Origin of the sequence: Pontibacter sp. 13R65 (assembly GCF_047525655.1) — a bacterium.
Lineage (GTDB): Bacteria > Bacteroidota > Bacteroidia > Cytophagales > Hymenobacteraceae > Pontibacter.
The window spans coordinates 39,217-63,568 of the sequence record NZ_JBLIQL010000024.1 but is presented as its reverse complement, the minus strand read 5'-3'; the positions used below and the strand labels follow the sequence as shown (position 1 = coordinate 63,568).

The window sequence follows — 24,352 nt, the reverse complement described above, 5'->3', positions numbered from 1 at the left end:
AAATTAGGGTTAAAAAATTTTCTGTTCCTAACCCTATAATAGCTTAAGCTTTTGTGAGAATATAACCCCTTAGTTAATAGGTTCCTTAATAAGTTAACCTTATAGGAACCAAAAAAATTCTATATCTAACAAATTTAGCAGATCCTGAATTAATAAAATATTACTGAGGTTTCCAGGTTTTATTTCAAAATAAATTAAGTGTAGAATATACTATTTAACTATTGCTATATGCCCTTTCCTTATGATGTTTTTATTAGCTACCGTTGGATAACTCCAGACCAAGAGTGGGTTCGAGAACAGCTATACCCAGCATTAATAAATGCTGGGTTAAAAGTTTGTTTAGATGTTGAAGATTTTGTTCCCGGTCGAGATTTAATGTTAGAAATGGAAAGAGCTGGCACAGAATCTAGACAAATTATATGTATCATAAGTCCTGAGTATTTTGAGGAAGGACGCATGGTGGAATTTGAAAGCCTATCAGCCCGTCGGCGTGATCCAGGTGGAAGAAATTCAACGTTAATACCTTTTTTATTAAGGGAAACAACACTGCCTGAAAGGATTAGAGGGCTGATTCCTATCAACTGGACTAATCAAAAAGATCAGGCTCGGGAATGGAGAAAGCTTTTAACAACTTTAGGAGCTACAAATATTAATGTTACTCCTCCTGGTGCTATACAACCTAAAGATGATTCAAATACAATAGAACGTTTTAAAAATGAAGATGAACCAGAGGATTTAGAAGATGAGGATTGGGAGTTTTTATTAGATAGAATAAATGAACAAAGTTGTACCCCTATTATAGGGCCAGGAATTTATTCTGAAACTTTCCCTTACACTGGACTTGTACAGGAATGGTCAGGCAGCCCTGAATATCCTTTTGCAGACTTAAGAAGCTTAACATTAGCAGCACAATTTCGTTCTCTAACATGGGGATCAATAGAGCCAAAGAGTAAAATAGTGAAGCGATTAGGGGAGCTTGCGGCTCCGAACTTTACTAATCCAGATGAACCTCACCGTATATTAGCTAGTTTACCTCTTCCTTATTACATAACTACAAATTATGATGACTTTGTCTTCAAAGCTCTTCAGTTTTGTAATAAACAGCCTAGGAGGGATTTGTGCAGGTGGGATGACCCCCTCCGCTGTGAAGAGTTGTCAATATTTAATACAGGTTTTCAACCAGATATAGCAAACCCTGTAGTTTTCCATCTTTATGGATATAGTATCAATAAGAGAGCTTTGGTTGTTACAGAAGATGATTACCTAGACTTCCTAGTTAATGTTTCAAAATATCCTGGACTTATTCCCCCAATGGTTCAGCAATCACTTACTGATGCCTCAATATTACTGCTTGGGTATCGTTTTGATGATTGGGATTTTAGAATATTGTTTCGCACTCTTGTGAATTATTTAAAAATAAGTCCTTATAAAGTCCACCTTTCTGTACAACTCACTCCAATCGGGGACGAAGCGACACTAGAACAAAAACGCAAAGCTAAAAACTATTTTGGGCGATATCTAAAGAACCACAACATTAGGGTTTCTTGGAAAACATGTCAAGAGTTCATTGCAGAATTAAAAAAACGATGGCAGGACTCTGGTTATGGAAAATAGAAATAAGAATGTTGGAAGTCATGTTAAGGAACCCTATGTTGGGCCCCGACCTTTTGAAGAGTTAGATGAAGAATTTTTTTTTGGTAGAGAACAGGAAACAACTGAACTAGCTTCTCTTATAATAGCACATCCAATTGTGTTATTATATGCACAATCAGGGGCAGGGAAGACATCCTTATTAAATGCGAGTCTGGTTCCATTACTAAAACGGCGTAAACTTGAGGTGTTTCCTCCCGCTCGGGTACGTGGGCAAACAACGGAACTTTCTGATTTTCCTGTTGAAGCAAATATTTACATTTTCAATGCTCTCAATTACCTGCTACCAAAGAAACTCAGTACATCCAATCACAGCAGTATAAATTTTAAAGATTATTTACAGGCCAAACCTAATTATAGCAAAAGAGATATAAATCCAATTCGCGTACTAATATTCGATCAATTTGAAGAGATATTTACAATCTATCCCGAAAGGTTTGATGATAGACAAGACTTCTTTGAGCAGATATCTTATTTGCTCAAAAATGACCCTTTATTACGCGTTGTTTTTGCTATGCGTGAAGATTATATCGCAGAGCTTGATCCATTTGCGCCTAAGCTGCCAGAAAAGCTAAATACTCGTTACCGATTATCAAGACTTAACGAATATTCTGCTAGAGCAGCAATTGAAAAACCTTTAGAGAAGATAAATAGCTCTGAATTAGTAAACTATAGTTTTGAACCAGATGCATTAGATAGAATTATAGATAGCTTAAGAACAATTATTGTAAGGGAGTTAAAAGGAGAAAGACAAATACTTGGGCCATATGTTGAGCCAGTTCATTTACAAGTGGTTTGTCAAACACTGTGGAGAAAATTAGAAGCATCCTTTAAAGAAAAAGTTAATCTAGGAGTAAAAGAAATAAAAGTTACAGTTGATGATGTTAAATTCTTTGGAAATGTAAATAATGCCTTATCAGAGTTTTACGAATTTGGCATAAGAAAAGCAGTTGAAGCTACTAATAGAAGTGAAAAATTTTCAACTCTTAAAACTACAGAAGGAGCCCTTCGCTCCTGGTTTGGCCGAATACTTATAACTCCAGAAGGTACACGTAGTACTGTTTTTAGTAGTCGTAAAGAGAATTCAGTTTTTGGCATACCTAAAATTGCGGTTCGTGAACTTGAAAACCATCGGCTTATAAGAGCAGAACTACGGGGTGGAGAAATATGGTATGAATTGAGCCATGATCGTCTTATCCAACCAATCCGGAAATCAAATGATGAGTGGTTGCTTCTTCAACCTGCAGCTCAGAGAATAGGACAAATTTTGGAGGATAAAGCTGCTGAATGGGTTAGATTAGGTAGAGACCGTAGAAGACTTATTTTGGACCAAACTGAGTTAAAAGAAGCATTGGATTGGATCAACAGCCCGGAGGGATCAGGTCTAGGTTATTCAGATACATTACTTGCTTATATTCAATCTAGTCAGACTATTCATGAACAAAAGCGTTCTCAGAGGCTGTTATTAGGAGGAATAGTTGCTGTTATCCTATTAGCGACTTTTGTAGGAATGTTCGTTTATTCGCTTCAGAAACGAAAGGAGGCTAATATTTCATTAAAACAAGCCGAAGAATACAACAAATATGCACAGCTGCAAGAACAACTAGCTAAAGCAGAAAGAGACAGTGTAATTTATTTCGCAAAACAGCTTGAACAAAAAAATATACTACTCGAAGAGCAAAGCCGTAAACTAATAACTCAAAGCAAAGAGCTTGAGGATGCACTAAATTATGCTATGCATCAGTATGCAAATGCAGTAAGAGCACAAAAGGAAGCGGAGAAACAGAAATTATTAGCAGAAAAAGCAAATGCATCATTGGTTGCTCAAATAAAAATTTCTAATGCTAGAGCTGACTCAATTAATCAACAACAAAAAACTATAAATCAACAAGAAAAACAAGTAAAGCTTGGCTATCAAGCAGCCGGAAGTGTATCTAGTCCCAATGGAAGGTATATGGTGACAGTTAGTGAAGATAAAGGAGCAGAACTATTTGATTTAGTAAACGGAAGACAGATTAACCTTCCAGAAGGAAGATACATTACATCAGCAAATTTTGATTTAACTAGTGAGTATTTAGCAATGGCTGACTTAGAGGGTTCAGTTGTCATATGGAGAACAAATGAATTGAAGCCAATTAGCCGGTTAATTGGTCACGAAGATAGAATTAGAAAACTTATTTTTAGTCCCAACTCAAAACTTTTAGCAACAGCAAGTGACGACAATACTGCCCGCATTTGGGATATTAATTCAGAAAAAGTAATAAGTGTGATGCAACACGAAAATTCTGTCATCGATGTTGCTTTTGATCAATATAGCCAAAGTCTACAGTTAATAACAACCACATCTAATGGAATAATACGAAAATGGGATGTTAAAACTCTCGGCTCCATTTTACAAGAACAGCGTGAGAGTAAAATATTAAACAAATATTAAATTGCTTCTTCTAACACTATTAGGTTGTACAACTAAAAGAAGCTGAAAAGCAAGTACGAAGAAGTAGAAATAGAAGTACCTCGTGAAAGAGCCTCCACTTTTGCAAATCAAAACCTTAGCTTATGTAGCTGTTGCTTTGATAAAAGTGTCAGTTCACTAACCATAGAACTGCATAGGACCAGATGTTTTGATTGATCGTTGGAGAAGAACTTATAAAACATATATCTCCTAGTGTAACAGTTTTGTAAGAAATGGATATAAAAATTTAGATACCACAACACCAGCCTACTAATGGGGAAGATATTGATTTTATCGAACCAAAAAAGCCGCTCCATTTGGTATGAAGCGGCTTTTTTGCTGTAGTAGCCCGTAGGGGAATCGAACTGGATGAACTAATACATTAGGTTATAGACTGCGTCACAACTTATCGGAAATGGGAATAGGATAATTTCCGAATACCTGGTTATAGATATTCTCAATCCAGCTTTTGGCGAAAGAGAGCTTGCAGCAACAGCTTTCAAAGGTGCTGCTGATAATTCTCTCCAACTCCTCGACCGTCTTGATATGAAATAGTCAAGACTTGATCTGACGGTTGATTTAAATTTTTCATAAATTCAACCATTCAGATTAAGCCATGCGTATCGACGAAAAGATCATCAAACCCAAGCTTGGCCTGTTAGAACTGGCCAGGCAGCTAAGCAATGTAAGTCAAGCCTGTAAGATCATGGGCTATAGCCGTGACAACTTCTACCGCTTCAAAGATTTGTATGAAACAGGAGGAGAAGCAGCTCTCCGAGATATGAGTCGCAGAAAACCTTTACCTGCTAATCGTGTTTCTGATGAAGTGGAAGAAGCAGTTGTGGCCATCGCAACAGAGCAACCTGCCTATGGACAGCTGAGAGTAAGCAATGAGCTAAAGAAGCGGGGCCTGTTTATCTCACCTGGTGGTGTAAGGAGTGTTTGGCTTCGACATAATCTGGAGACATTCAAAAAGTGCCTCAAAGCGCTAGAAGCTAAAGTAGCTCAGGAAGGTTTAGTGTTAACAGAAGCGCAGCTGGTGGCTTTGGAGAAGGCAAAGCAGGAGAAAGAAGCACACGGTGAGATTGAAACTTATCATCCTGGCTACCTGGGTGCACAGGACACCTACTATGTAGGCACCATCAAAGGTGTAGGCAGACCTTTATTGATACCTACTCCAGGGTGGCCTTTGCTAAGCTCTATGACCGCAAGAATGCCTTAGTGGCCGCTGATACACTAAATGACAAAGTTCTTCCTTTTTACCAGCAGCATGACATCCCGCTGCTACGTATCCTCACTGACCGTGGCACCGAGTACTGCGGCGCCAGAGAGCACCACGAGCACCAGCTTTACCTGGCTATAGAGGAGATAGACCATTCCAAAACAAAAGCCAGGAGCCCTCAGACCAACGGCATCTGTGAGCGCTTCCACAAAACCATTCAAGAAGAGTTTTATGCGGTGGCTTTCCGCAAGAAAGTGTATAGCTCAATAGAGCAGCTACAGAAAGACCTGGATGCGTGGCTGGTAGAATACAATCAGAGCAGGCCCCATTCTGGCAGGTACTGCTACGGGAACACTCCTTACCAGACTTGGCTGGATTCGCTGCAACTGGCAAGAATGAAGCTATTAGGTGCTCCTACAACAAATATAATTACTTCTGAAGCCTATTCCTCTTAAATGCCACTTCATGCCGAAAGGAGATGTTGTCAAGGGCGGCGAGGCACGAGCCGTTTATTTACCCTTGACAACTTCGAGTGTAGGCATATCTTTGCATGTAAGAGAAATAGGCTGGACCAAGCGTCTGAACAATGTCCGAAATCTCTAAACTGTCAGTTCAAGTTCTGACTACTACACTTGATAAGAGCTTCTTCACTTATCACTTTCTTTATCTGCTTCCATATGCGCTCTATTGGGTTGAGGTCAGGGGAGTAGGTGGGCAGGTTGACCAACACTATTCCTAACTCCAGCGCCTTGGCTTCCACCGATGCTGTCCGGTGGGTGCTGTGATTGTCCCACACCACCACAATCGTTTCTGCTTGCTGGTTGGCGGCCCGTATCGCCTCCAGCATCTGCCGCATCGTCTGCTGGTTTCCCCTGCCGATGAAGTTGAGCACGCTCCTGCCTTTGAGGGCATAGAAGCCAAAGCAGTTGCGCTTCTTCTTGTCCGTGTTCACCTGCTTGACAAGCCCCCGCTCAAAGGACCACAGCCTGGCCGTGTTGCCGTAGAGCTGCTGAGAGCTTTCATCGGCAAAGCCGATACAGAACTTACTTAAATCGCGGCCCCTCATACGCAGCACATCCGCCACAGCCTGTACTCTGTCCTTGAGCCTGCCACAGGCACCGTCTTTCTGCCGGTAGTCCCGTGGCTGGGGCTTGTAGCAGTACATGTTCAGCTCCCTGGCCAGGCGCTGCATCTGTCGCCTGCCGTAGTCTAACCTGAAATGCTCCCGGGCCAGATGGCGCATCCGGCCAATGGTGTAGAAACTGCCCTGACTTTGGAGCAACTCTTTGAACTGTTGCTTCTGCTCTTTGCTGAAGCGTGGCTTAGCACCGCCTCCCTGGCCCTGGCGGTTGACTAAGCCAACTTCTTTTTTTCATTCCACTGCCCTATCCACTCATAGAGGGTTGAGGGGCTCACACCGGTGAGGGCGCTCATCTGCTCGATCGTTTGACCTGACTCGATTAGCCTTAAGCTTAAGCCTTTGAAGTCCTGGCTGTGACTGTCAAACGATTTGACGAAGCGGCTCAGGCGATCTGGATCACTTATCTCTTTGCGTTTCATGGCAATAACAAAGCTTAAATTGGCTTATATGACTTCTTACGATGCTATACCAATTTTATTCTATTCGAACTTTAATTTCCGATAAGTTCTGTCGCTGTCTATATAGAAAACCTGCCAGTTTTAACTTAGCGTTTGATAATATTGACTTTGTATACTATAAAGGCTAATTTTGAACAGAGAAAATAAGGATTTTGAGCGAGGGTGAAAAATCGGTTACCCAAGTATTTTAGGTTATTTAACAACTTCTTTATCAGCGGTTTATGGAATGTGATAAAATCCCTCACTCTCTGCCGGTAGTGATACCAAAAGCAGCAAAAAGCCCGTAAATCGTATGATTTCGGGCTTTTTTGTTTTTACACCCCCGCTAAAACATTCAGATTTTCTCAATCCTTAGGGGTTCAATTCGGTTACCCGAGATTATATTTTTTCCGGGTAACCGAATTCCTTGTAAGGAATTGGTTTTCAATAAGATGTACACATATTGTACATCTTGCGGAGCTTTGGTTCGATTACTATTTTTAACCAATAAAAGGAGAAAACGGAATGGATACAAAAATCAGCATCTTGTTTTACGGCAAGACAGCCAAGACTACCAAAGACAACCTGTTGCCCATCTACCTGCGCGTGACCATCAACGGCAAGCGGTTTGAAACCAGCACGCATAGGCATATCACCCCCAGCAAATGGTCGGTGGAGGCAGGGCGGGTGAAAGGAAACTCGGAAGAAGCCCGCAGCATTAACACCTACTTGGATACCCTCAGGTCGCAAGTGTATGCGTACCAGAGCGAGTTACTGAAAATGGGTAAACCTGTAACGGTAGAGACTTTCAGAGAAAAGTGGCTTGGTGTGGAAGAGAAGCCGGTAATGCTGCTGGAGGTATTTCAGAAGCATAATGATCAAGTGGAGAAGCTGGTGGGGAAGGATTTTGCGTCAGGCACATTGGAGCGGTACAGGACTTCTCTTCTGCATACCCGTAACTTTATTCAGTGGAAGTATCAGGAAGAGGATATCGATGTCAAGAAATTGAATTACGGTTTTATCTCGGACTATGAATTCTGGCTCAAGTCCGTCAGAGGCTGTGCCCACAACACGACCATAAAATACCTGGCGAACTTTAAGAAGGTAATTCATATCTGTCTCAAAAATGGTTGGCTGCAACGGGATCCTTTTCTAGGATTTAAGTTGATTAAGAAAGAAGTAGTCCGAAGTTTCCTAACAAAAGAAGAGCTACAGAAGATGGCGGCAAGGGAGTTTGAAATAGAGAGGCTGGAGCAGGTGCGAGACATTTTCCTGTTCAGCTGCTTTACCGGTTTGGCCTATGCCGATGTGCATAAACTGAAGCGCTCGGAAATTGTGACTGGCCTAGACGGGGAGAAGTGGATTTACACCAACCGCCAGAAAACCGATACCATCTCCCGGATTCCCTTGCTGCCTACCGCCCAGGCTATTATGGAGAAGTACAGGGAGCATCCGCAATGTGTGAACCAGGACAGGGTGCTGCCGGTGCTGAGCAACCAGAAAATGAATGCTTACCTGAAGGAGATTGCCGATTTGTGCGGCATACGCAAGAGCCTGACGTTTCATACAGCCCGCCATACCTTTGCCACCACCGTTACCCTTTCCAATGGGGTGCCTATCGAGTCGGTGAGCCGGATGCTGGGGCATACGAACCTGAAAACGACGCAGCATTACGCGAAGATTCTGGATAAGAAAGTGAGCGAGGATATGCAGCAGCTGCGGCAGAAGCTGGTGAGTATGTAATGTATGAACTGTCCGTTATATGTTAATCGTGGTTACAGCAGGCTCTCCTGCTGCTTTGTATTAACCTCCACCAGTTCTTCGCGTTGATAGATGCCAACATCATTATAACTTTGTTTCGACCATTACAGGGACAACCGATTCTAGAGCCAGAAAGCTAAGCGCTCCTCATTAAATTCAATATAAAGTATAATAGTCTTAGCCATTAGTGTAGGTTATCTTGTTAGTGTGCAAATGCAGGAATGTCAACAGATGTAATAACATTAGACTAAATTTTATTACATCTGTTGAACCGCCACTGTCAGTAACAAGGTTATTTTCTCTGGCTGACTTTGAACCGGATAGTATCTTTTACAAGCTCCTTGTCGGGTGGATTAAAGTGGCGCAGTTCGGAGACAAGGGCTGGTTTGTCGGTAAGTTGAGACGCAATAATCTCATAGGCCAACTCTCTGACGTTTTCTGCCAATTCAGGTTGCTTTTTATAAGGATACCTGATGACCTGCAAAAACTTTTCGCTGTTACCGGGGTTCACCTCGTTAGCATAGATAGCAGCTATTTCGCGGCCGAGGGTTTGGGTGTCCGCGATGTTGGCAAAGTAGGTGTTCAGGCAATTACAGGCATCCTGATTGGCGCGCCAGCCTTCCAAAAGCATAGCCTGGCCCGCTTCGGTGTTGTTCATTTTATTTCTGTAAATAAGGGCAGCCTTTACGTATTGGTTTTTGCTCTCGTAAGTGGCGGCTACTTTCCCGAAGTAAATATCTGCTTCCCTGCTCTTTTGTAGTTTCAGGTATAAATCGCCTACCTTTTCGTTTTCATTCAGGTCCTTGTAAAGTTCAATAGCCTCTAACGTCATGTTACCTTTGTCGTAACAATCGGCAGCTTTTGTTTTGCTGTGGCAGTATTTTAGGTATACCGAAGCCGCCTCGGGGTAGAGGTGGCCTTTCTCCAGCGTCTGCGCTGCCATAGTATAGTTCTTGAGCAGTTTCATGTACACGAAGGCTGCCTGTTGATAGTCCTGCTTTTCGGTTAATACCTGGGCCGTCTGACTGTACTGTTGCTGCAGGGCATGGAACATATCGTCGCCTATGTCTACACTTCCGCCTGAACCGGGTTTTGCTCCCTGACCGAATAACAAGAAGTTATACCAACGTGTTGTTAGTTCAAACCTACCACTGCCGCTTTTGCCGCGGGTGGTACCATTATTATCCAGTGGAATGGCATACTTTAAGGCCTCGGTTGGATTGTTCTTAAGCAAATCCAGTAGTTTGTCCAGCTGCTTTTGATTTCTTTTTTCAAGATCTTCCTTGTCTTCCTGTAGCTCCTCAAGCCAATTTAGGTTAATCGGTATCAGCTTTTGCAGCAGTGCAGCAATTTGCAGGAGCAATGTTGTAACCAGGCCTGTTGCTTTACCGGGGTTCACGAAAGAATTGCGCTGAGGGAGAAGTTTGCTGTATAGAAATAGCTTGGCTTTTTCAAGGACAGAAAGAGGCTTGTCTTCGAGTTTTTCTTTTTTGGGAAATATTTCCTCTTCCAGTTTGCGCAAAACTTCTGCTGGGGGAACAGGTGCAAGCTGGAAACTCTTAATAGTTGCTGGAATAAAAATTGGCTTCGCAGGCTTTAATATTTTTCGGTTTTGTATAATTGGACTTTGTAGGATATTTTCCCAGACTACAGCCTCCTCCAGTGCTACCAATCCAAAGTCCGGGTGCAGCGCATGCCTGTTGCCGGCGCAAAGCTGTTTCAACTCTGTTTCAGTAATGGCTGGTTGTAAACATGATTTTTCGGGGATAAAAAGCATGTGGTGCACCAACTGGCAATGCTGATGCCGCCCGATATCGCGGAGTTTCTGCTCCGTAACAAGCAGACAACCCCAAATGCTGTTGGCCCTGGTATCAGGAATTGGGTAAACAGCAAGGTTTTGCAGTGACAGTCTTAGCCCTTGAATTTCATACAGCCAACCAGAGACAGCAGCACCTTTCACAAGGATGCCTTGCAAGGGGAACAGACTTTTCGGGTGTGGTTTAATTCCTAGTTCCATGGCCCTTGATAGTTTCAATAAAGGTTAGCACATATTTCTGGTAGAAGTTTTCCGGCAGTAGCTGCGCAAAATCTCCGGAGGCAGTAAAAGAAGTAACATTATGCAGCATTACTTGGCCGCCATCTTTCTCCAGGCTGCGCTTAAGTTCTATGGCTTTCTGCTGGCTAATTCTTTTCAGGAAACTCCCTGGGGCACCATCAATAATTTTTTTTGCTTCGGCAGTTCCTATTCCAGTCACTTTTTTCAGCAGATTGATAGCTGTAATTACCTGTCTGCCGGGGCTGATTAGTTCTACATCAACGGCAGGCTCCTTCAAGTAGTAGTCATTACCTGCAAAAGCATTGTCTGTTGCCAATCCTAACGCATTTTCTATCGCCAATGGAATATAAATATACGGGATATCCGGGTTACTGCTTTTTAAGATAGCAATACCGTCTCGTTTAACTTCTACCTTGCTGCCCTCGGGGAAGGAAAACTCATTTTTAGCGGAACGATACGCTTCGTGCCTTTTGTCGAGGAAAAAAGTTCTAATTAACTTAATAAAGCCATTATAAATGTTTAATTCAAGGGTATTGAAAACCAAGTTGCCAGATTCATTTATGTATACCTGCTTTATGTTTTTCAGAATATTTGGCTTATACATTGGTTCCTTCAGGAGCGATTCTAAATAAACCTGGCGCTTGTTCAGTGCATTTAACAGTGTTGGTTTAGTTGTGTTAAACGAAGTGATGGTTCCATCCAATCCGATAGCCCAGTATTTAGTGAAGGAGAGGTAGTAAAAGTGCTCCTTATCGAAAAAGAATGTTTTATAAGTAGATGATTTCCACTCCTGAAAAGGAATTGTTTTCTGCCCGCCCGTAGTGATGTTGAGCAATAATATTTCCTGCTTATCGTGGCTGTAAATGAAAAGTAAATAAGCGCCGTTTGGGTGCAGGGCTAATTCGAATTCAGCTGACGTAAAAGGCAGGTGCTCGTAAACAAGCTCCCAGCCTTTCTCTTTTACTCCGGCACTTCTATCGTACAGGCGGAGCAGGTTTTTCTCATGCGTAATCTGGAATATCTCACCGTCGGAGGTACCGAGTACCTTTTTTGCCTTTACAGGCATAGGCAGCAGAATAGGCAGGAGCGATGGCTGTTTCATTTCCGGCTTTTCAGGGAATATTGTTATCTGCTTTTTCCAGAGCTCCTGCAAAGGCAACAGAAAGCTTTGCACATGCTTTTTGCCTTTATGCTGCTTTTTATACACGGCTACCTGGCCATGGGAAGATGTTTGTATCCAGTAAGAAAAGAATGCATGGTACTTGTCGAGCACCATCTGAGTAGCAGTGAGTTTGGTGGCATCAGCAGCAGAGATAAAAATAACTTCCTGGTTTTTGGGTAGTGCGTTTTCCTTGAAAAACTGTTCCAGTCCCTTTGCTGCATGAGGGCTCCCCTCCAGCACTTGTAGAGCATCTATAACAGCCTCCGGTGTGTCCAGGGTAACAGAATGGTAGTTGTTCCCTACTACATAGGCTAGGCAGGAAATGTCTGTTTTCGGGTGCCGGGCAATAGCCAGTGTGATTGCCAATGCAATGGTCCTGGGGGTTCCCCAGTTCCGCAGCGATACATCTATCAGGATAAGGCGCTGCAGGTTGTTGTTGGCAGGCGGTATTTCCCTTCTCAGATAAAGGGCCTCGTTGTTGGCCAGGCGCGACAAAAAGACTAAATCATCATGGGCAAATTCTGAAATAAGGAGTTTATCAAATTCTCCTTTATTCGTCAGATCCGAAACACCTCCCAGCGGTTGCTGGCTTGGTAATGTGTTATGAAAAGGAATATTCAATGCGCTCCAGATTCGTTCTATTAGGGACCCTACCGGAAACGTCTGGCTATGGTCGATGAGCTGCTGCACAAAATCATCATTGATAGGTTCTGGCGCTGTGTTATCTTTTTCAAGAAAAATTTCCTCCGGGATATCTGGCAAAGCCGCCATCCTGTCTAGGATAGCATCTACATCCGGGAATTTCTTACTCAATAAAGCTATTGTCCTGAAGTCGTAATTGAACCGTTCATGACTCAGAAGCTTTTTGGCTGTTACCACACCTTTGCCGTAATTGCCGGAAATGTAAGTTTCTAATATTCTAGCCGAATTCTTAACGGAGGAGATGTAGTGGCAATCCTGGAATAGCACCTGCAGCAGGAGGACTCGTTTCTTCCCGGTTTTGAAAGCTGATGGCACTTCCGACAAAAGGTTCAGAAAAGCTATTGATTCGGCCAAAGTGCTGTTGTCGGCGGTTTTGATTGCGCTGCCTACAATGCTGTATACAGCATTAATAGAAGATCTGGCATCGGGATTAGTGGCAATCAGGGCCAGCAGGAGAGAGCCGAAAGGAGGAAGCCCCTGTGGTGAAAGTTTATTCAGGATTTGAAGCACATATTCCCGGTATACAATAGTGCTGGCCTCCGGTATAGCCACTACGTCCATCTCCTCTTCCCATTGCCAGAAATAGTCCTGATAAGATTGAAAATAGTCGTACAGCATCATGTTCTGTTCTTTGGGAGTGAAAGGGGAGATAGGCCCAGCCTGAAGGAGCTTAAAGTTAGGGGTAACAGGTGGCTTTTCGGGACAGCAAAATAAGTGGCATCAGCCTGAAAAATGATCATGTCTTTCCCGGTTGGGTTTATTATGTTTTGCAAGGCATCTGCTATTATTGGGAATTCGAAATCAAGGCCTGACGGAAGTAGAAAATCCTTATGCTGCCAATACGTCTCACCGGGCACAGGCAGGAGAGGAGTGCCCAGGAGCAGCGCCTCATTCCCGTCAAGCAATGTCCACCGGAGCCTTTGTAGCCGGACAGCTGGTGCTGTTTCGAGGTATGGCTGCAGGTTCTTCAAAGTGGTTATTAGAGCGACTACTTGTTGGAACTCGGCCTTTGGTAAGAGTTTTATGGCTACTTTTTCTGTTGTTCCAAAATAATTATGGTTGAAGGAAGGAAACTCCACGGGCAACGCCCTGGAAATGGGAGCCCAATGTACATTTGGAATTTGCTGATCGGGCAGCAGGCTGTTTAGGCGGTAAAGCTTATTTCTGTTTTCATAGAAAATTGCTTTGAAGGGGATGCTCTTTACCTCCACTGTGTCCAGCTGGGCATACGTAAAATTCTTCAGCCAGATATGGTCACCATCAAAAGCCACTTTCAGATTATCCCAATGCCGGATAGCCCCCAGGTCGGCCTTGTGGGCAGTATGAAGCAGCAGGTAATAGATCAGATGGTTTTCAGCATCTGGTGCCATAGCGCCTCTATTTCGGTTTGGATATACTGCTTGTGCTCGTTGTTTAGGAGCCAGCTTGTGCGGGTTTGCAGGTATCGGAGCTTGTCTTTTACAACATGCTGCTCTTCGTAAGGCAGGCTTCCGTTGTTCCATTTGCCTTTAAGGTAAAGTACCTCTTTTGCCAGCTCCTCAGCATTAGGAGTTTTATCCGACAGGGCCTGTGGGTGCGCCTGTTCTACCTGCTCCTTTTTTATGATGTTATTGATTATACCCGCTAATATTTCAATCTGCTCCTCGGTATCCCAGATGTAGCGGAGTACCCATAGATCAGACACATTGGCTTGGCTGCGATTGCACATAAGCGCGCTCGCTGCCAACAAATTCTGAATTTTTACCGCACGGCGGTCCGACACCTTAATTCCTGTAGTGCGGAGGTTGTGCACCAGATCCACGAACTGCTTCCTGACAGGTGCCAGGTTGATTGTTCTGTTCAGTTTCTGCAGCTCAATTATTTCATCGGGCCGTATAGATGGTTTGGTTTCGTTATTTCCGATCTCCAGGTTCCAGCCAGCCAGCAGCACCTCTTCGAGCAGGTCAGTATCCACGTAATCGCATTTTATCCGAATTAAAAACCTGTCGAGCAGCGCGTTCAGCGTTTCGTCTTCAGGCAAGGCATTACTGGCGCCTACAAACATAAGGGCAGGCAATTTCCTGGTTTCTTTGCCACGGCGGAAAATTTTCTCGTTCAGGGCCATCAGCAGACTGTTTAGAATGGCGCTGTTGGCATTAAAAATTTCGTCCAGGAAAATAAGGGAGGCTTCCGGCATCATGCCTTCTGTGTTTGTTACAAGTTCTCCTTCTTTCAGACGGCGAATGTCGAAAGGGCCAAAAATTTCATTTGGCTCTGTAAAGCGCGTAAGCAGGTATTCAAAGTTTTTCCCTTCAGTAATACAACTGGATAGTAACCGGATAATGGCACTTTTAGCTGTGCCTGGAGGGCCCAGCAGAAAAGCGTTTTCTTTAGCTATCAGGCATAATCCGAGTAAGTCTACAATTTCATCTTTCCCGACAAAGGATTTCTTAACATAAGATAAGACGTTGTTCAACTTTTCAATAGGCATCATCTAGAGTATGTTAATATGTTAGTTCTTTCCAAAGTTCATCCTTAAAAATGCCCAGGTTGGAAAGTATAAGGTTTTTAAAAACAGGATGCTGTGCAAGTGTCAGGTTGCGGTGCGCTGTTACCCGGTTAGCATACAGTTGGAGCAAGCATTTATCTGTTGCTACTGTAGCGAACTCCAATTTTGAATTGTCTAATGAATAGTTGACGCCAGAGAAATTCCAATTGTGCAGGTGCTCCTCCAGAAGATTGATTAACGGATCGTCTGGATCAATAATCTTCAGGTGGCTTAAGATGGAAGGCAGAAAACGCAGGCATAAGTCAGCTGAAAGAATTGAGGCGGAAGTTATTTTTCCTTTATATGGAGGTAACAAGGCATTTAAATCTTCAACCTGATTTTCCCTGTAAAAAAGTAATTGGGCTGACAGGTATATCGTGCGTGCTCCCCATAGGGCAGCCGGTTTCTCGAACTCCGGAGCTGTAAATGGATATTCCAAGCATTCACTATTGAATTCGGTTGTTAAAAAAGCAGCCGCTTCTTCCTCCTCAGGCACCGTTATTTCCAGCATATTGCCAAAGATAATGATCTCCTCCTGTTGCCGTAGCTGAAGCAGCGTGTGCAGAAATAAATTATTATTCATTTAATAAAAAGATAGTGCAGCTTTGAGTACAAAACTAGTTGGTGCCTATAACCAGCTAATATAAACATATAGATTATTTTAATGAAAAATTTTCTTTCAGTCTGTAAAGGTCCCTTCTTTGCCTACTATAGCTAGTAAAGAAATAGATATTCCAGAACACATGCTATATTCCATTCCCGCTCTAGCTCACCTAATCGAATTTATTACTCTTTTCTCACTGATATGGAATAATAATATTATTTATGTCGGTCAATGCCGATTGTTAGCTAGTTCTCTTCGACCATGAACAAAAAAGGGCTACAAGAGCCCTTCGTCTGCCATCGAGTAATAACTCTCGCTGGTCAGGATAATATGATCCAGCACGACGATGTCAAGCAGTTCCCCGCCTTGTTTCATTTTCTTTGTCAGCTGCAGGTCGGCCGCGCTGGGCTTAGTGTTGCCGGAGGGGTGGTTGTGGCAGAGGACGATGGAGCTGGCGCAGGCTTTGAGTGCCGCAGCGAAGATAAGCTTGGGGTCCGCTACCGTGCCGGCTACGCCTCCTGTAGATAGTTCATAGATGCCCAGCACCCGGTTGGCCCTGTTGAGCAGCATCACCTTGAACTGCTCCACAAACTCAATCTTGCCGGTGTCCCAGCTTTGGCGGAGAACCTCGGCGCAGTCGGTGGAGCAGGTAACCTGTGGGCGCTCAGACGGTTTCACTTTGGAGCGGTAGGTCAGTTTGATTTCTGCCACTCTGTTCAATCCGGATTTTTTAGTCAGCTTTTCCATAATCATGATCTTTTAAGGTTTAAGGAATTGATTATGGTGCCCTCCCAGCCTGCAGGCCGGACTAAGGGCAAGGTGGAGACGGAAAAAATGCGGAGGGCCTCCCTTCAGGGATACCCCTTTTTTTCGTACTACCTTGTCCCGTGTCCGGCCCGCAGGCTACCTTTGCAGCGGAATGAATGCCCATGGACTTTGGCATGGCAGTGGCTTCGCGCCTTTTATTGGTGTGTCCTTGCTTAAGCACCAGTTTCCGGTTTTACCAAATCGGGAAAAGGGCCATTCGTTGTGGAGGTTTTAGCTGTAGCTTATCGCGTAGAAAAGCGTGAGGGATGGAGCGGTTGTTTGAGCTCCTCCGGCATACGCAGTCGCCGGAGAGCGAGCCGTGAGAGCCCGACGGCTTTGCCGGCACGCCCTGTTTTTATAAACTGCACCTGCCACCAAACCCACTGCTGCCGGTCAATGAAGAGACGTTGTAGGATAGCTTGTAAATACGATTCGGTAGCATCGTTTAAGTCGTATAGAGCCGGCTGCTTTTGCCAAAGGCTCTTATTGTAAACACGAAGCCCCGGAATCACGCGAATCCCGGGGCTGGGGCAGGTAAGGACTAAGACAAGAGGGCTGTCAGATGGACATGCCTTTCTTGCGGGACTTTTTCATCTCCTGCTTTTCTTCCGAAACCACATCCTGTTGCTGGCTCTTTTTCGTGGAAGCCTGCTGCTTTACCGATTCCGCCGGTATAGCCTCCTGCTGAATGGTCTCCCGCTTCACCGGCTTCATGTGCTCGTCATAGACGTTGATGGTCTTGTACTGCGGGCTGGCCTCGATGAAACGCTTCACCTCCTGCCCGTCCTGCTGGGCCGTCACCTGCAGGGTGTTGCCTTTCTGCAGGGAGTGCAGCGTCCGCTCTTTCTGCTCCGGGTCCTGGAGCTCCTTGAGGGCATACTGTTGCAGGGTCTTCTCCAGGTCAAAGCCGTAGTTCTCGTGGTACTGCTTGACCTTGTGGTTGCCGTGCTGGTCCTTTTCCCCCAGGTCCAGCTGCAGCCAGGCCTTGTAGGGCTGCCCTTCGGCATTGACCAGCTCCTTGTGCACCGACCGGCCGTTTAGCAGGTTATAGGCCTCGCGGGCGGTGATGCCGCTGTTCTTGTTGATGTAGAAGGTCTGCGAGGTTTCCCGGGCGGAGGTGTCGGGCTTGAGCGTGGCCTCATACTTGTTAAAAAAGTACAGGTCGCTCTGGTCTGAGCGGCGGAAGTGCAGCGTGTAGTCCACCGTGCTGTCGAAGTAGGGCTTCTGCAGCTTCAACTCAAAGTCCGGTTTCTGCTCCCGCACGTTCTTTTCCAGTTCCTCATGGAGGTTGGTGCCAAAGCCCGTGTACTTGAGGCCTTCTTTCAGGTAATCCAGGTTGTTCTGGTTCATAGAAGTAAGAATTTAATTGGTTGAAATAGCTGTTAAAAGTTGTGATGAGGATAGTTTTTAAGGCGTGGTTAGAGTAGGAGGGCACACGCCTGCACCAGGTCTTTGCTCCGTACTTTGAGTTGGAGGTGCCTGCCGCCGTTCTTCTCAAAGAGCTCCACGACCAGCTCCTTGCCTTTGGTGATGGGGACTTTCTCCAGGGCAAAGACCAGTGTTTTCTGGCTTCCGGCTTCGACGGTTTTCTCTTCGTAGCCATAGGCATACAGCGGGAGGCGCTCTTCCTCCTGCGCGGCGGTGCGCTTTACCTGCCGGCGGTCCCGGAGGCTGAAACGGACAAAGTCGATGTCGTAGGGGACGGGGGATTTGTTAGAGAGCACCAGCCGGTAAAAGAAGGTGTTGCCCTGCACGTAGATGCCTTCCAGGGTAGCCTTTGTTTTTCCTACCTGGTCCTGGATGCCATAGCAGTACCTGGGGTCGCCGGCCAGCAGATTCGTAATGGTTTTCAGCTGCTCTGTGTTCAGGTCCGTGTTGGCAAACACGACCGGAGCCGCGCCCGTGGCAGGTGGTTCCAGCTTTACCAGGGTAGTAGCAGGCTTGTCGGCATAGCTTACTTCAAAGCTATAGAGCCTGCCATCGGAGGTGATGACGGTGAGATTGGTTTCCATGATACCTCTCTGAGCTGCTTTTAGCTGGAGCACATTCTCCACCTTTTCGGGCACCTGTGCCAGGATATCGCGGCTGCCACGGTCCACGCTTTGGATGGGGTGGGGGAACACCAGCGTAGTGGTCTTCTGGGAAGTCAGCTCCAGCACTTTTGGCTGCAGGTCCTGTGCTACTATGTTTAGCTGCAGTAAAAGCAGGCACAGGAAAGAAAGGAGGATGTTCTTTTTCATGAGGAAATGAAAGGGTTTAGGTGTAAAGAAAAGTTGCTGTACAAAGAAATGATCTTACCGGAGGGTGCTCTGGTCGCGGAGCAGGAGGCGGTGCCCGGAGTGGACGGTCACTTTCAGTTGCCGGGCCTTCCTGCTCAGCAGCCCTTTGGCCGCCTCGATACCTGCACTGGCTGCCTGGGCACCGATGGAGGGATTGAGCGTGGAGAGCTGCAGGCTTTGGTTGATGGCACGGTCAGCTCCCTGTTTGGCTGCATCGCGGGTGAGGGCACCGGGAATGTAAAGCCCTTCCTGCCCGTCTAGGTCATAGGCCGCCAGTGCTACAGGGACCACCGCATCCTGGATAAGCACGGATGTCACCTCGATGTGCAGGCGCTCTCCGTTCAGTCGGCAGGTGCCGTAAAGGAGCCTCCCTTTTCCTACCCGCCTGCCGCCCAGGTACACGTCCTGGAGCAGGCGCATCTTCACCGTGGCCCCTGCCGTCAGCGTCTTTGTCTCGTGTATGGCCGCTTCCAGTACGTTGCCCGCTTCACCGGTGCCGGCTTGCGTATAGTTGTCCTGCAAACCATAGAAAGCATTGGCTGTAAGGATGGATAGGGGAGCTGTATCATTTCTTTCATCAAGTTGGGCACTAGCTTCTCGAGGGGCCTGACTAGCATAAACAGGTTCAAGCAGCGTGATAGCAGCCTGTCCGGGAGAAGCCTGCAGCGCAAAGGTCTGCTGTAGCCTTTCCGGGGTCTGGTTTGCCAGCCGCTGCTTTACCCGCTCGGGGTGCTGGATGTCGAGGATGCGCTCGATCATATTCTCCAGCTGCTGCATTTCCGGGTCATTCCCAACGGTGCCGTTGCCGCCCATGCGTTGCATCATCGCCTCCAGCCGGTCCACCTCCTCCTGGAAGCGGACGTTGCCGGAAGCAGGCAAAATGACAGGAGTAGGAGGCTTTCGCTGCTGCGCCGCATGGTGGAGAGGCGGTGGCTGTATCGTTTTTTCCAGCTGGGCCAGCTTCTGGTTTAGCTTCTCTTCCTGCGGGTCAGCAAAGGCCATGGTGGCAGTGGCTGTTGTATCCGTTGTCCGCTGTTGCTGACTGTCTTCCGTGCCTATGTCCAAGCCCAGCCGCTGCAGGAGATGGGAAGTGCCGGCATCCGATAGCTGCCGGGCTTTCTGTTTTGCCTGATCGTAGTGGCTGAGCTTGTCCTGGTGCTGCTTTTTGATCTGTGCTTCTGGCAGCTGCAGGTTCAGTCCCTTTTGCCCGGCCTGGGCATTTGCCCCTTGCGGAGTGCCTTTGCCTCCGCCCAGGTTCCAGAAGGCCAGGGCCAGGAAAGGAAGCACCAGCAGCGGGAGCACCATCAAAAATTTCCGCCTGCGCAGGAATGCCTCTGAGTGTGTTTTCATGGTCTGTTTATTTTTTAAGTGGATGAATACGTTGATGTTCTATGCTGTCCCGGGGTTCCGGCTCCGGCACAGGAAGACTGCCGGAATAGTTGATGACTCTCTGTTGCTTTCGCTCCGGCCACACCCCCTTTGCTAGGAACCAAAGAGAGGCACCGCCAAAGAGAAAACAGAAGAGCAGTAGCGCGGCCATTTTGGCCCGCATCGAAAGGCTTTCATAGCGGGAGCTGCAGCACCTGGCCAGCTTACCTTGTCGGTTTACAATAGCCTTGGCAATGGTGTGTGCGGTCTTATCCATACTGCCGCCTGTCTCCGGTACAGTTTCCTTGCCGTGGTCTTTGCGGAAGAGCAGCATGGCTAGCGGTTCTGGGTGTGCAGGTCCTTGTTCTCAAGCGTTGTCCAGCGCTCTATCATAAAGCCGTGCGGGTTGTTGTCCGAGCGGGAGACGCTGCGCAGGAAGCCCTCGGTGACCAAGCTGCGGCTAAGTATGGAGGTAGCGCGGATAAGCTTTTGACGGGCATAGCAGCGAAAGTGGTAGGGGTACTGCCCCGTGTCCACCTGCACGCTGTCCACGGCTATCTCCTGGCTGATATTGCCTGAGATAAGCCCCGAGATGTAGCCGCTCTCCCGCAGGTTGTCATAGGCCCGCTTGGCCGAGGCGTCCGCCAGGTAGAGGGCCCTGCGCATGTTGGCCTCGATGACCTTGTCGTCCGGGTCGAGGGAGAAGAAATAGCGGTGGAAGGTGCGCACGTGGTCCCGGGCCTCCACCGGGATGTTTTCCCGGCGGCCTGTCGAGAAGGCTTCCAGGGCCTTGTCCCCGGCCAAAACATAGATCCGCTCCTGCACGGCCTGCACCTGCCGGTAACTCAGGTAAAGGGCCGTGCCGCTGACGGCCATGCAGGCCAGCAGGAAGACCAGGCTGAACGAGCGGATGTGGCGGAAGGCGCTGTCGATGTTTTGAAGTTGTCTGAACATGGTGGTTTTGCATTTGATTGTACAGTAGGTGTGTTTCAGAATCACCAGGAGTCCCCGGAAAGGCGCCCGTGCTGGTAGCTGTCTGAGGAGGAACTGCCGGGTTGGCTGTTACCCGGGGAAGCCGCATAGCCATAGCCGTCTCCATGCTCCGTGACGCCGCGCACGAGGCTGCCGGCGCCAAAGCCTACGGCCCCGGCGGCATAGCGGAGCCCTGTGCCTGCCGTCGAGGCGCCGGCACCGGAGGTGGTGTGGAGCAGGCTGGTGACCTTCATCAGCAGGGCGTTGCCCCCGCCGGCATGGATGATGTAGTTAGCCACGTTGGGCACCGTGAAGTAGCCCACGATGCCGATGAGCATGAAAATCAGATAGGCCGTGTCGGTGGGGCTGAAGAAGGTGTTGCCGCTATTCTCCACCTGGCCGATGTCGAGGCGGAGCATGTTCTCCTGGATCTTGGCGATGATGCTGCCGAAGATGTTGGCCACCGGCAGCCACATATACACGTTCACGTAGCGGGCGATCCAGACGGTGAGCGTGTGCTGGAAACCGTCAAAGACGGCAAAGCCGAATACCAGCGGCCCCAGGATGCCGAGCACGATGAGGTAAAAGGTGCGGATGGTGTTGATGCAGAGGGAGGCGGCCTCGAAGAGCAGCTGCAGCACCTCCGAGAGCCACTGCCGGATGGAGTGGCGGAAGCTGAAGGAGAATTTGGCCATGGCAAACTTCAGGTCGTTGCCGATGCTCTCCAGCAGTCCTTCGCCTGAACCTGATGGGTCGTCCGGGTGCGTGTACTGGTACCACTTCTCACGGTTGCCGCTGCCGTCGTGTCCCATGTACAGCTGCCAGGCATCCGAGGACTGGATGGCCGCCTCCTTCCGCTGCAGCAGCACAGCGATAGCCTCGTTGGAGCCCTCCACCATGGCACCCGTGGCCGTGACGGTCGGCTGGAGAACGCCATTCAGCAAGGCCAGAACCGACGGGAAGAGCAGGATGGCCATACCCAGGGCAAAAGGACGGAGCAGCGGGTAAAAGTCCACCGGCTCGGCATTGGCCAGGTGGCGCCAGACGCGGGAGGCGATGTACCAGAGGGCGGCAAAGCCGGCCAGACCGCGGCCCACGTCGATGAGCCGCTCACAGAGGGGAATCATCTCCTCGTAGAGGTTCTCGAGCACCGCGTGCAGGCTGTGCATGTTCTGCGCCACGCCCTGCGCCTGCGCCAGGTGAGGTGTCAGCTGCATTAGCCACAGCAGCGACACGGAATACAAAAACTGCTTTTTCATCATAAATTGATTTTTCGGTACGCATGGTCATGCTGCCTGCCTGTTACTCATCCAATTGATAAAGCTTTTGCAGTGTCCGGACTTGCTCCAGTTCCCGGTTCCGCTGCAGGGCCACTAGGGTTGCCTGCCGGTTGACATGGCGCAGGAACACAAGCCGCTCCTGCATCTGGGCATGGATCCGGTCGATGGCCTGCAGCCTTTCCCCGTCGCTCATGCGCAGTTCCCCGGCCGTGAGGACGAGGGTGAGCTCGTCGAGCAGGCGCAGGCTTTGCCGGAAGAGGCTACCGTACACTGAGCCCAGGTAGCTTAGTTCCTCCGGCGTGAAGCCGCCATCCCGGCGGAAGCGGTTGTAGGCGCTTTTGTATTCGGTGAGGAGGCGCTTTTGGCAGCCGATGATATCGGCCACCCGCTTGTAGTCCCGCACGGCCGGGCTTACCGCCAGCAGCCCGTCCAGGAAAGTCTCGTGCAGGTTGAAGTTGCCTTCTGAGAGGGAGACGATGGTGCCGTAGCCCTTGCTGAGGAGCGCATAACCCTGCTTCATGTCCGAGAGGATCAGGCGGAGCTGCTCGAGCTTCTGCACGTTGAGCAGGAGCTGCTGGATCTCCGCCTCCTGGGCCCTTGTCTTTTGGGGCGTGAAGGCTGTCAATAAAAGCAGCAAAAAGCTGAATGGGAGGAGTTGCTTTATCCTTTTCATGTGGAGTAGAGGTTAAGGGATGCCGTGTAATCTTTTGCCTGTTTGAGCTTCGCGCTTTTCCTTTGCCCGCTGCAGGGCCAGTGCCTGCGCCTCCCGGAGAAAGGCCTGTGTGAACTGGTGCCTGTCCCGCAGGGCAGTATGCAGCGCCTCGAGTTTCCGGAGCCGCTTCTCATCCTTCATCTCCAGCTCCTCGGAGGAGAGCACCAGCCAGAGCGTTTCCAGGTCCTGCAGGCATGCCTGCAGTAGCTTTGCTTTTACCTGCTCCAGGTAAGCGAGCTCCTCCTCCAACAGGAGCTTATCCTTCCGTAGCGCCTGCAGGGTCTGCCCGAAGTGCCGGAGAATGCCAGCCTGCAGGGAAAGGATGTCCGCTACCCGGGCACTGTTGCCGATTACAGGGTTTACTTTTTTGAGAGAGCCAAAAAAGGCCTGGTGCAGGCCGAGGTCGCCGTTCTTGATTTGCTGCACGGTGTTGATCCCATAGCCGGCTATCTCGTAGCCTTGCCTGAGGGTGCCGGCGTATGCCTGTAAGGCTGCGATCTGCTGCACCAGGTATTCTTTCTTGGTTTTCTTCTGCCTCAGCCACTCGTCGAATGTCTGCGCCTGGCATCTCAGGCCAGTCAGCAGGAGCAGGGAGAATAGGAGTGTTATTGCGTTCATGTTTCTTAAATGCTTATGGAAGGCCATAGAGTTTTTGGACCGTCTGCAGGTTATGCCGCTCTTTGGCTCGCTGCAGGCTCAGCTGCACGTTCTGGGCGTTGAACTCCCGGAGGTCGCTGTAGTTTTGCTCCAGCCGGTCGGCTGCCTGCTGGATGAGTTCCAGCCGGGCCGCATCGCTCATCTGGGTGGCGTGGGGGCTGACCAGTAGCAGGACCTGGTCCAGGTTCTCCACGCTCGCCTCCAGGATGCCGGCACACACCTGCTCCATGTACTCCAGCTCCTGCACCGAGAAATTATCGTCCTGCCTAAAGAGCTGATAAGAGCGCTTGTACTCGGCCACCAGGGCCGCCTGTGTCCCTATGATGTCGCGCACCCGCTGGTAATAGGTGATAGCGGCCTTTACCTGCCGGAGCTCCTCAAAGTAGTCGGCATAAAGCTGACGCTGCCGTTCCGTCCAAAGGGCGATCTCGGTGAGGCGGAGCTCGGAGAGCTTGTTCTCGAGCACCTTCTGGGCGTTCTGCAGCCAGATGGTCTGGTTCTGCAGGTGCTGTACCTGCAGGTCCAGGGCCACGATCACTTTCGTGACGCCCGCTTTGATGGCG

At 48.1% G+C, this 24,352-nt stretch carries 19 protein-coding genes and 2 pseudogenes; 4 read left to right on the top strand and 17 right to left on the bottom strand.

Features of this window, described 5'->3' with window-relative positions; genetic code table 11:
* Positions 1-228: 228 nt before the first annotated feature.
* The 3 genes and pseudogenes from ACMA1I_RS20160 (at position 229) to ACMA1I_RS20150 (ending at position 5,779) form a co-directional block, all read left to right on the top strand.
* A complete protein-coding gene (locus tag ACMA1I_RS20160) occupies positions 229-1,614 on the top strand; it encodes a TIR domain-containing protein (protein WP_337070281.1) in 1,386 nt (461 codons plus the stop codon).
* Positions 1,604-4,084, top strand: coding sequence for a hypothetical protein (locus ACMA1I_RS20155; RefSeq protein ID WP_337070280.1), 2,481 nt, complete (start codon positions 1,604-1,606; stop codon positions 4,082-4,084). Before ACMA1I_RS20160 ends, ACMA1I_RS20155 begins: the two co-directional genes overlap by 11 nt.
* Before the next feature lie 634 nt (positions 4,085-4,718).
* Positions 4,719-5,779: pseudogene (locus tag ACMA1I_RS20150) on the top strand (IS481 family transposase).
* 152 nt (positions 5,780-5,931) lie between these two features.
* Here the strand turns inward: ACMA1I_RS20150 and ACMA1I_RS20145 are convergent.
* Both ACMA1I_RS20145 and ACMA1I_RS20140 read right to left on the bottom strand, forming a co-directional pair.
* A pseudogene (locus ACMA1I_RS20145) lies at positions 5,932-6,666 on the bottom strand (IS630 family transposase); the annotation flags it as partial.
* Between the two features lie 11 nt (positions 6,667-6,677).
* Complete coding sequence (locus ACMA1I_RS20140) at positions 6,678-6,884, bottom strand: helix-turn-helix domain-containing protein (protein ID WP_337070279.1); 207 nt, start codon at positions 6,882-6,884, stop codon at positions 6,678-6,680.
* A gap of 543 nt (positions 6,885-7,427) precedes the next feature.
* Between ACMA1I_RS20140 and ACMA1I_RS20135 the strand changes: the two genes are divergently transcribed.
* Positions 7,428-8,645, top strand: coding sequence for a site-specific integrase (locus ACMA1I_RS20135; protein ID WP_337070278.1), 1,218 nt, complete (start codon positions 7,428-7,430; stop codon positions 8,643-8,645).
* 310 nt (positions 8,646-8,955) lie between these two features.
* Here ACMA1I_RS20135 and ACMA1I_RS20130 read toward each other — a convergent pair whose 3' ends face one another.
* The 15 genes from ACMA1I_RS20130 to ACMA1I_RS20060 form a co-directional block, all read right to left on the bottom strand.
* Entirely contained in the window at positions 8,956-10,680 is a 1,725-nt protein-coding gene (locus ACMA1I_RS20130) for a hypothetical protein (protein ID WP_337070277.1), read from the bottom strand.
* Entirely contained in the window at positions 10,664-13,204 is a 2,541-nt protein-coding gene (locus ACMA1I_RS20125) for a ribosomal protein L7/L12 (protein ID WP_337070276.1), read from the bottom strand. Before ACMA1I_RS20125 ends, ACMA1I_RS20130 begins: the two co-directional genes overlap by 17 nt.
* A complete protein-coding gene (locus ACMA1I_RS20120; RefSeq protein WP_337070275.1) occupies positions 13,201-13,953 on the bottom strand; it encodes a hypothetical protein in 753 nt (250 codons plus the stop codon). Before ACMA1I_RS20120 ends, ACMA1I_RS20125 begins: the two co-directional genes overlap by 4 nt.
* Positions 13,926-15,056: an AAA family ATPase gene (locus ACMA1I_RS20115; protein ID WP_337070274.1), complete on the bottom strand. Its 1,131-nt coding sequence runs from the start codon at positions 15,054-15,056 to the stop codon at positions 13,926-13,928. The genes ACMA1I_RS20120 and ACMA1I_RS20115 overlap by 28 nt, the downstream gene beginning before the upstream one ends.
* A 10-nt stretch (positions 15,057-15,066) precedes the next feature.
* Positions 15,067-15,693, bottom strand: coding sequence for a hypothetical protein (locus ACMA1I_RS20110; RefSeq protein ID WP_337070273.1), 627 nt, complete (start codon positions 15,691-15,693; stop codon positions 15,067-15,069).
* Between the two features lie 297 nt (positions 15,694-15,990).
* The gene (locus ACMA1I_RS20105) at positions 15,991-16,461 is read right to left on the bottom strand and encodes a JAB domain-containing protein (protein WP_337070272.1); all 471 of its coding nucleotides are present in this window, start codon (positions 16,459-16,461) and stop codon (positions 15,991-15,993) included.
* 618 nt (positions 16,462-17,079) lie between these two features.
* Positions 17,080-17,871 carry a hypothetical protein gene (locus tag ACMA1I_RS20100; protein ID WP_337070270.1) on the bottom strand — a complete coding sequence of 264 codons (792 nt, stop codon included), beginning with the start codon at positions 17,869-17,871 and terminating at the stop codon, positions 17,080-17,082.
* Positions 17,872-17,939: 68 nt separating this feature from the next.
* Positions 17,940-18,761, bottom strand: coding sequence for a conjugative transposon protein TraN (gene traN, locus ACMA1I_RS20095; protein WP_337070269.1), 822 nt, complete (start codon positions 18,759-18,761; stop codon positions 17,940-17,942).
* A 54-nt stretch (positions 18,762-18,815) separates the two neighbouring features.
* Positions 18,816-20,150 carry a conjugative transposon protein TraM gene (traM, locus tag ACMA1I_RS20090; protein ID WP_337070268.1) on the bottom strand — a complete coding sequence of 445 codons (1,335 nt, stop codon included), beginning with the start codon at positions 20,148-20,150 and terminating at the stop codon, positions 18,816-18,818.
* A gap of 7 nt (positions 20,151-20,157) precedes the next feature.
* Positions 20,158-20,502, bottom strand: a complete 345-nt coding sequence (locus tag ACMA1I_RS20085) for a hypothetical protein (protein ID WP_337070267.1) — start codon at positions 20,500-20,502, stop codon at positions 20,158-20,160.
* 2 nt (positions 20,503-20,504) lie between these two features.
* A complete protein-coding gene (gene traK, locus ACMA1I_RS20080) occupies positions 20,505-21,122 on the bottom strand; it encodes a conjugative transposon protein TraK (protein ID WP_337070266.1) in 618 nt (205 codons plus the stop codon).
* 41 nt (positions 21,123-21,163) lie between these two features.
* On the bottom strand, positions 21,164-22,402 hold the full coding sequence (gene traJ, locus ACMA1I_RS20075) for a conjugative transposon protein TraJ (protein WP_337070265.1): 1,239 nt from the start codon (positions 22,400-22,402) through the stop codon (positions 21,164-21,166).
* A 40-nt stretch (positions 22,403-22,442) separates the two neighbouring features.
* Entirely contained in the window at positions 22,443-23,093 is a 651-nt protein-coding gene (locus ACMA1I_RS20070; protein ID WP_337070264.1) for a TerB family tellurite resistance protein, read from the bottom strand.
* A 12-nt stretch (positions 23,094-23,105) separates the two neighbouring features.
* The gene (locus ACMA1I_RS20065; RefSeq protein WP_337070263.1) at positions 23,106-23,750 is read right to left on the bottom strand and encodes a hypothetical protein; all 645 of its coding nucleotides are present in this window, start codon (positions 23,748-23,750) and stop codon (positions 23,106-23,108) included.
* 13 nt (positions 23,751-23,763) lie between these two features.
* Positions 23,764-24,327: a conjugal transfer protein TraI gene (locus ACMA1I_RS20060; protein WP_337070262.1), complete on the bottom strand. Its 564-nt coding sequence runs from the start codon at positions 24,325-24,327 to the stop codon at positions 23,764-23,766.
* Positions 24,328-24,352: the final 25 nt, after the last annotated feature.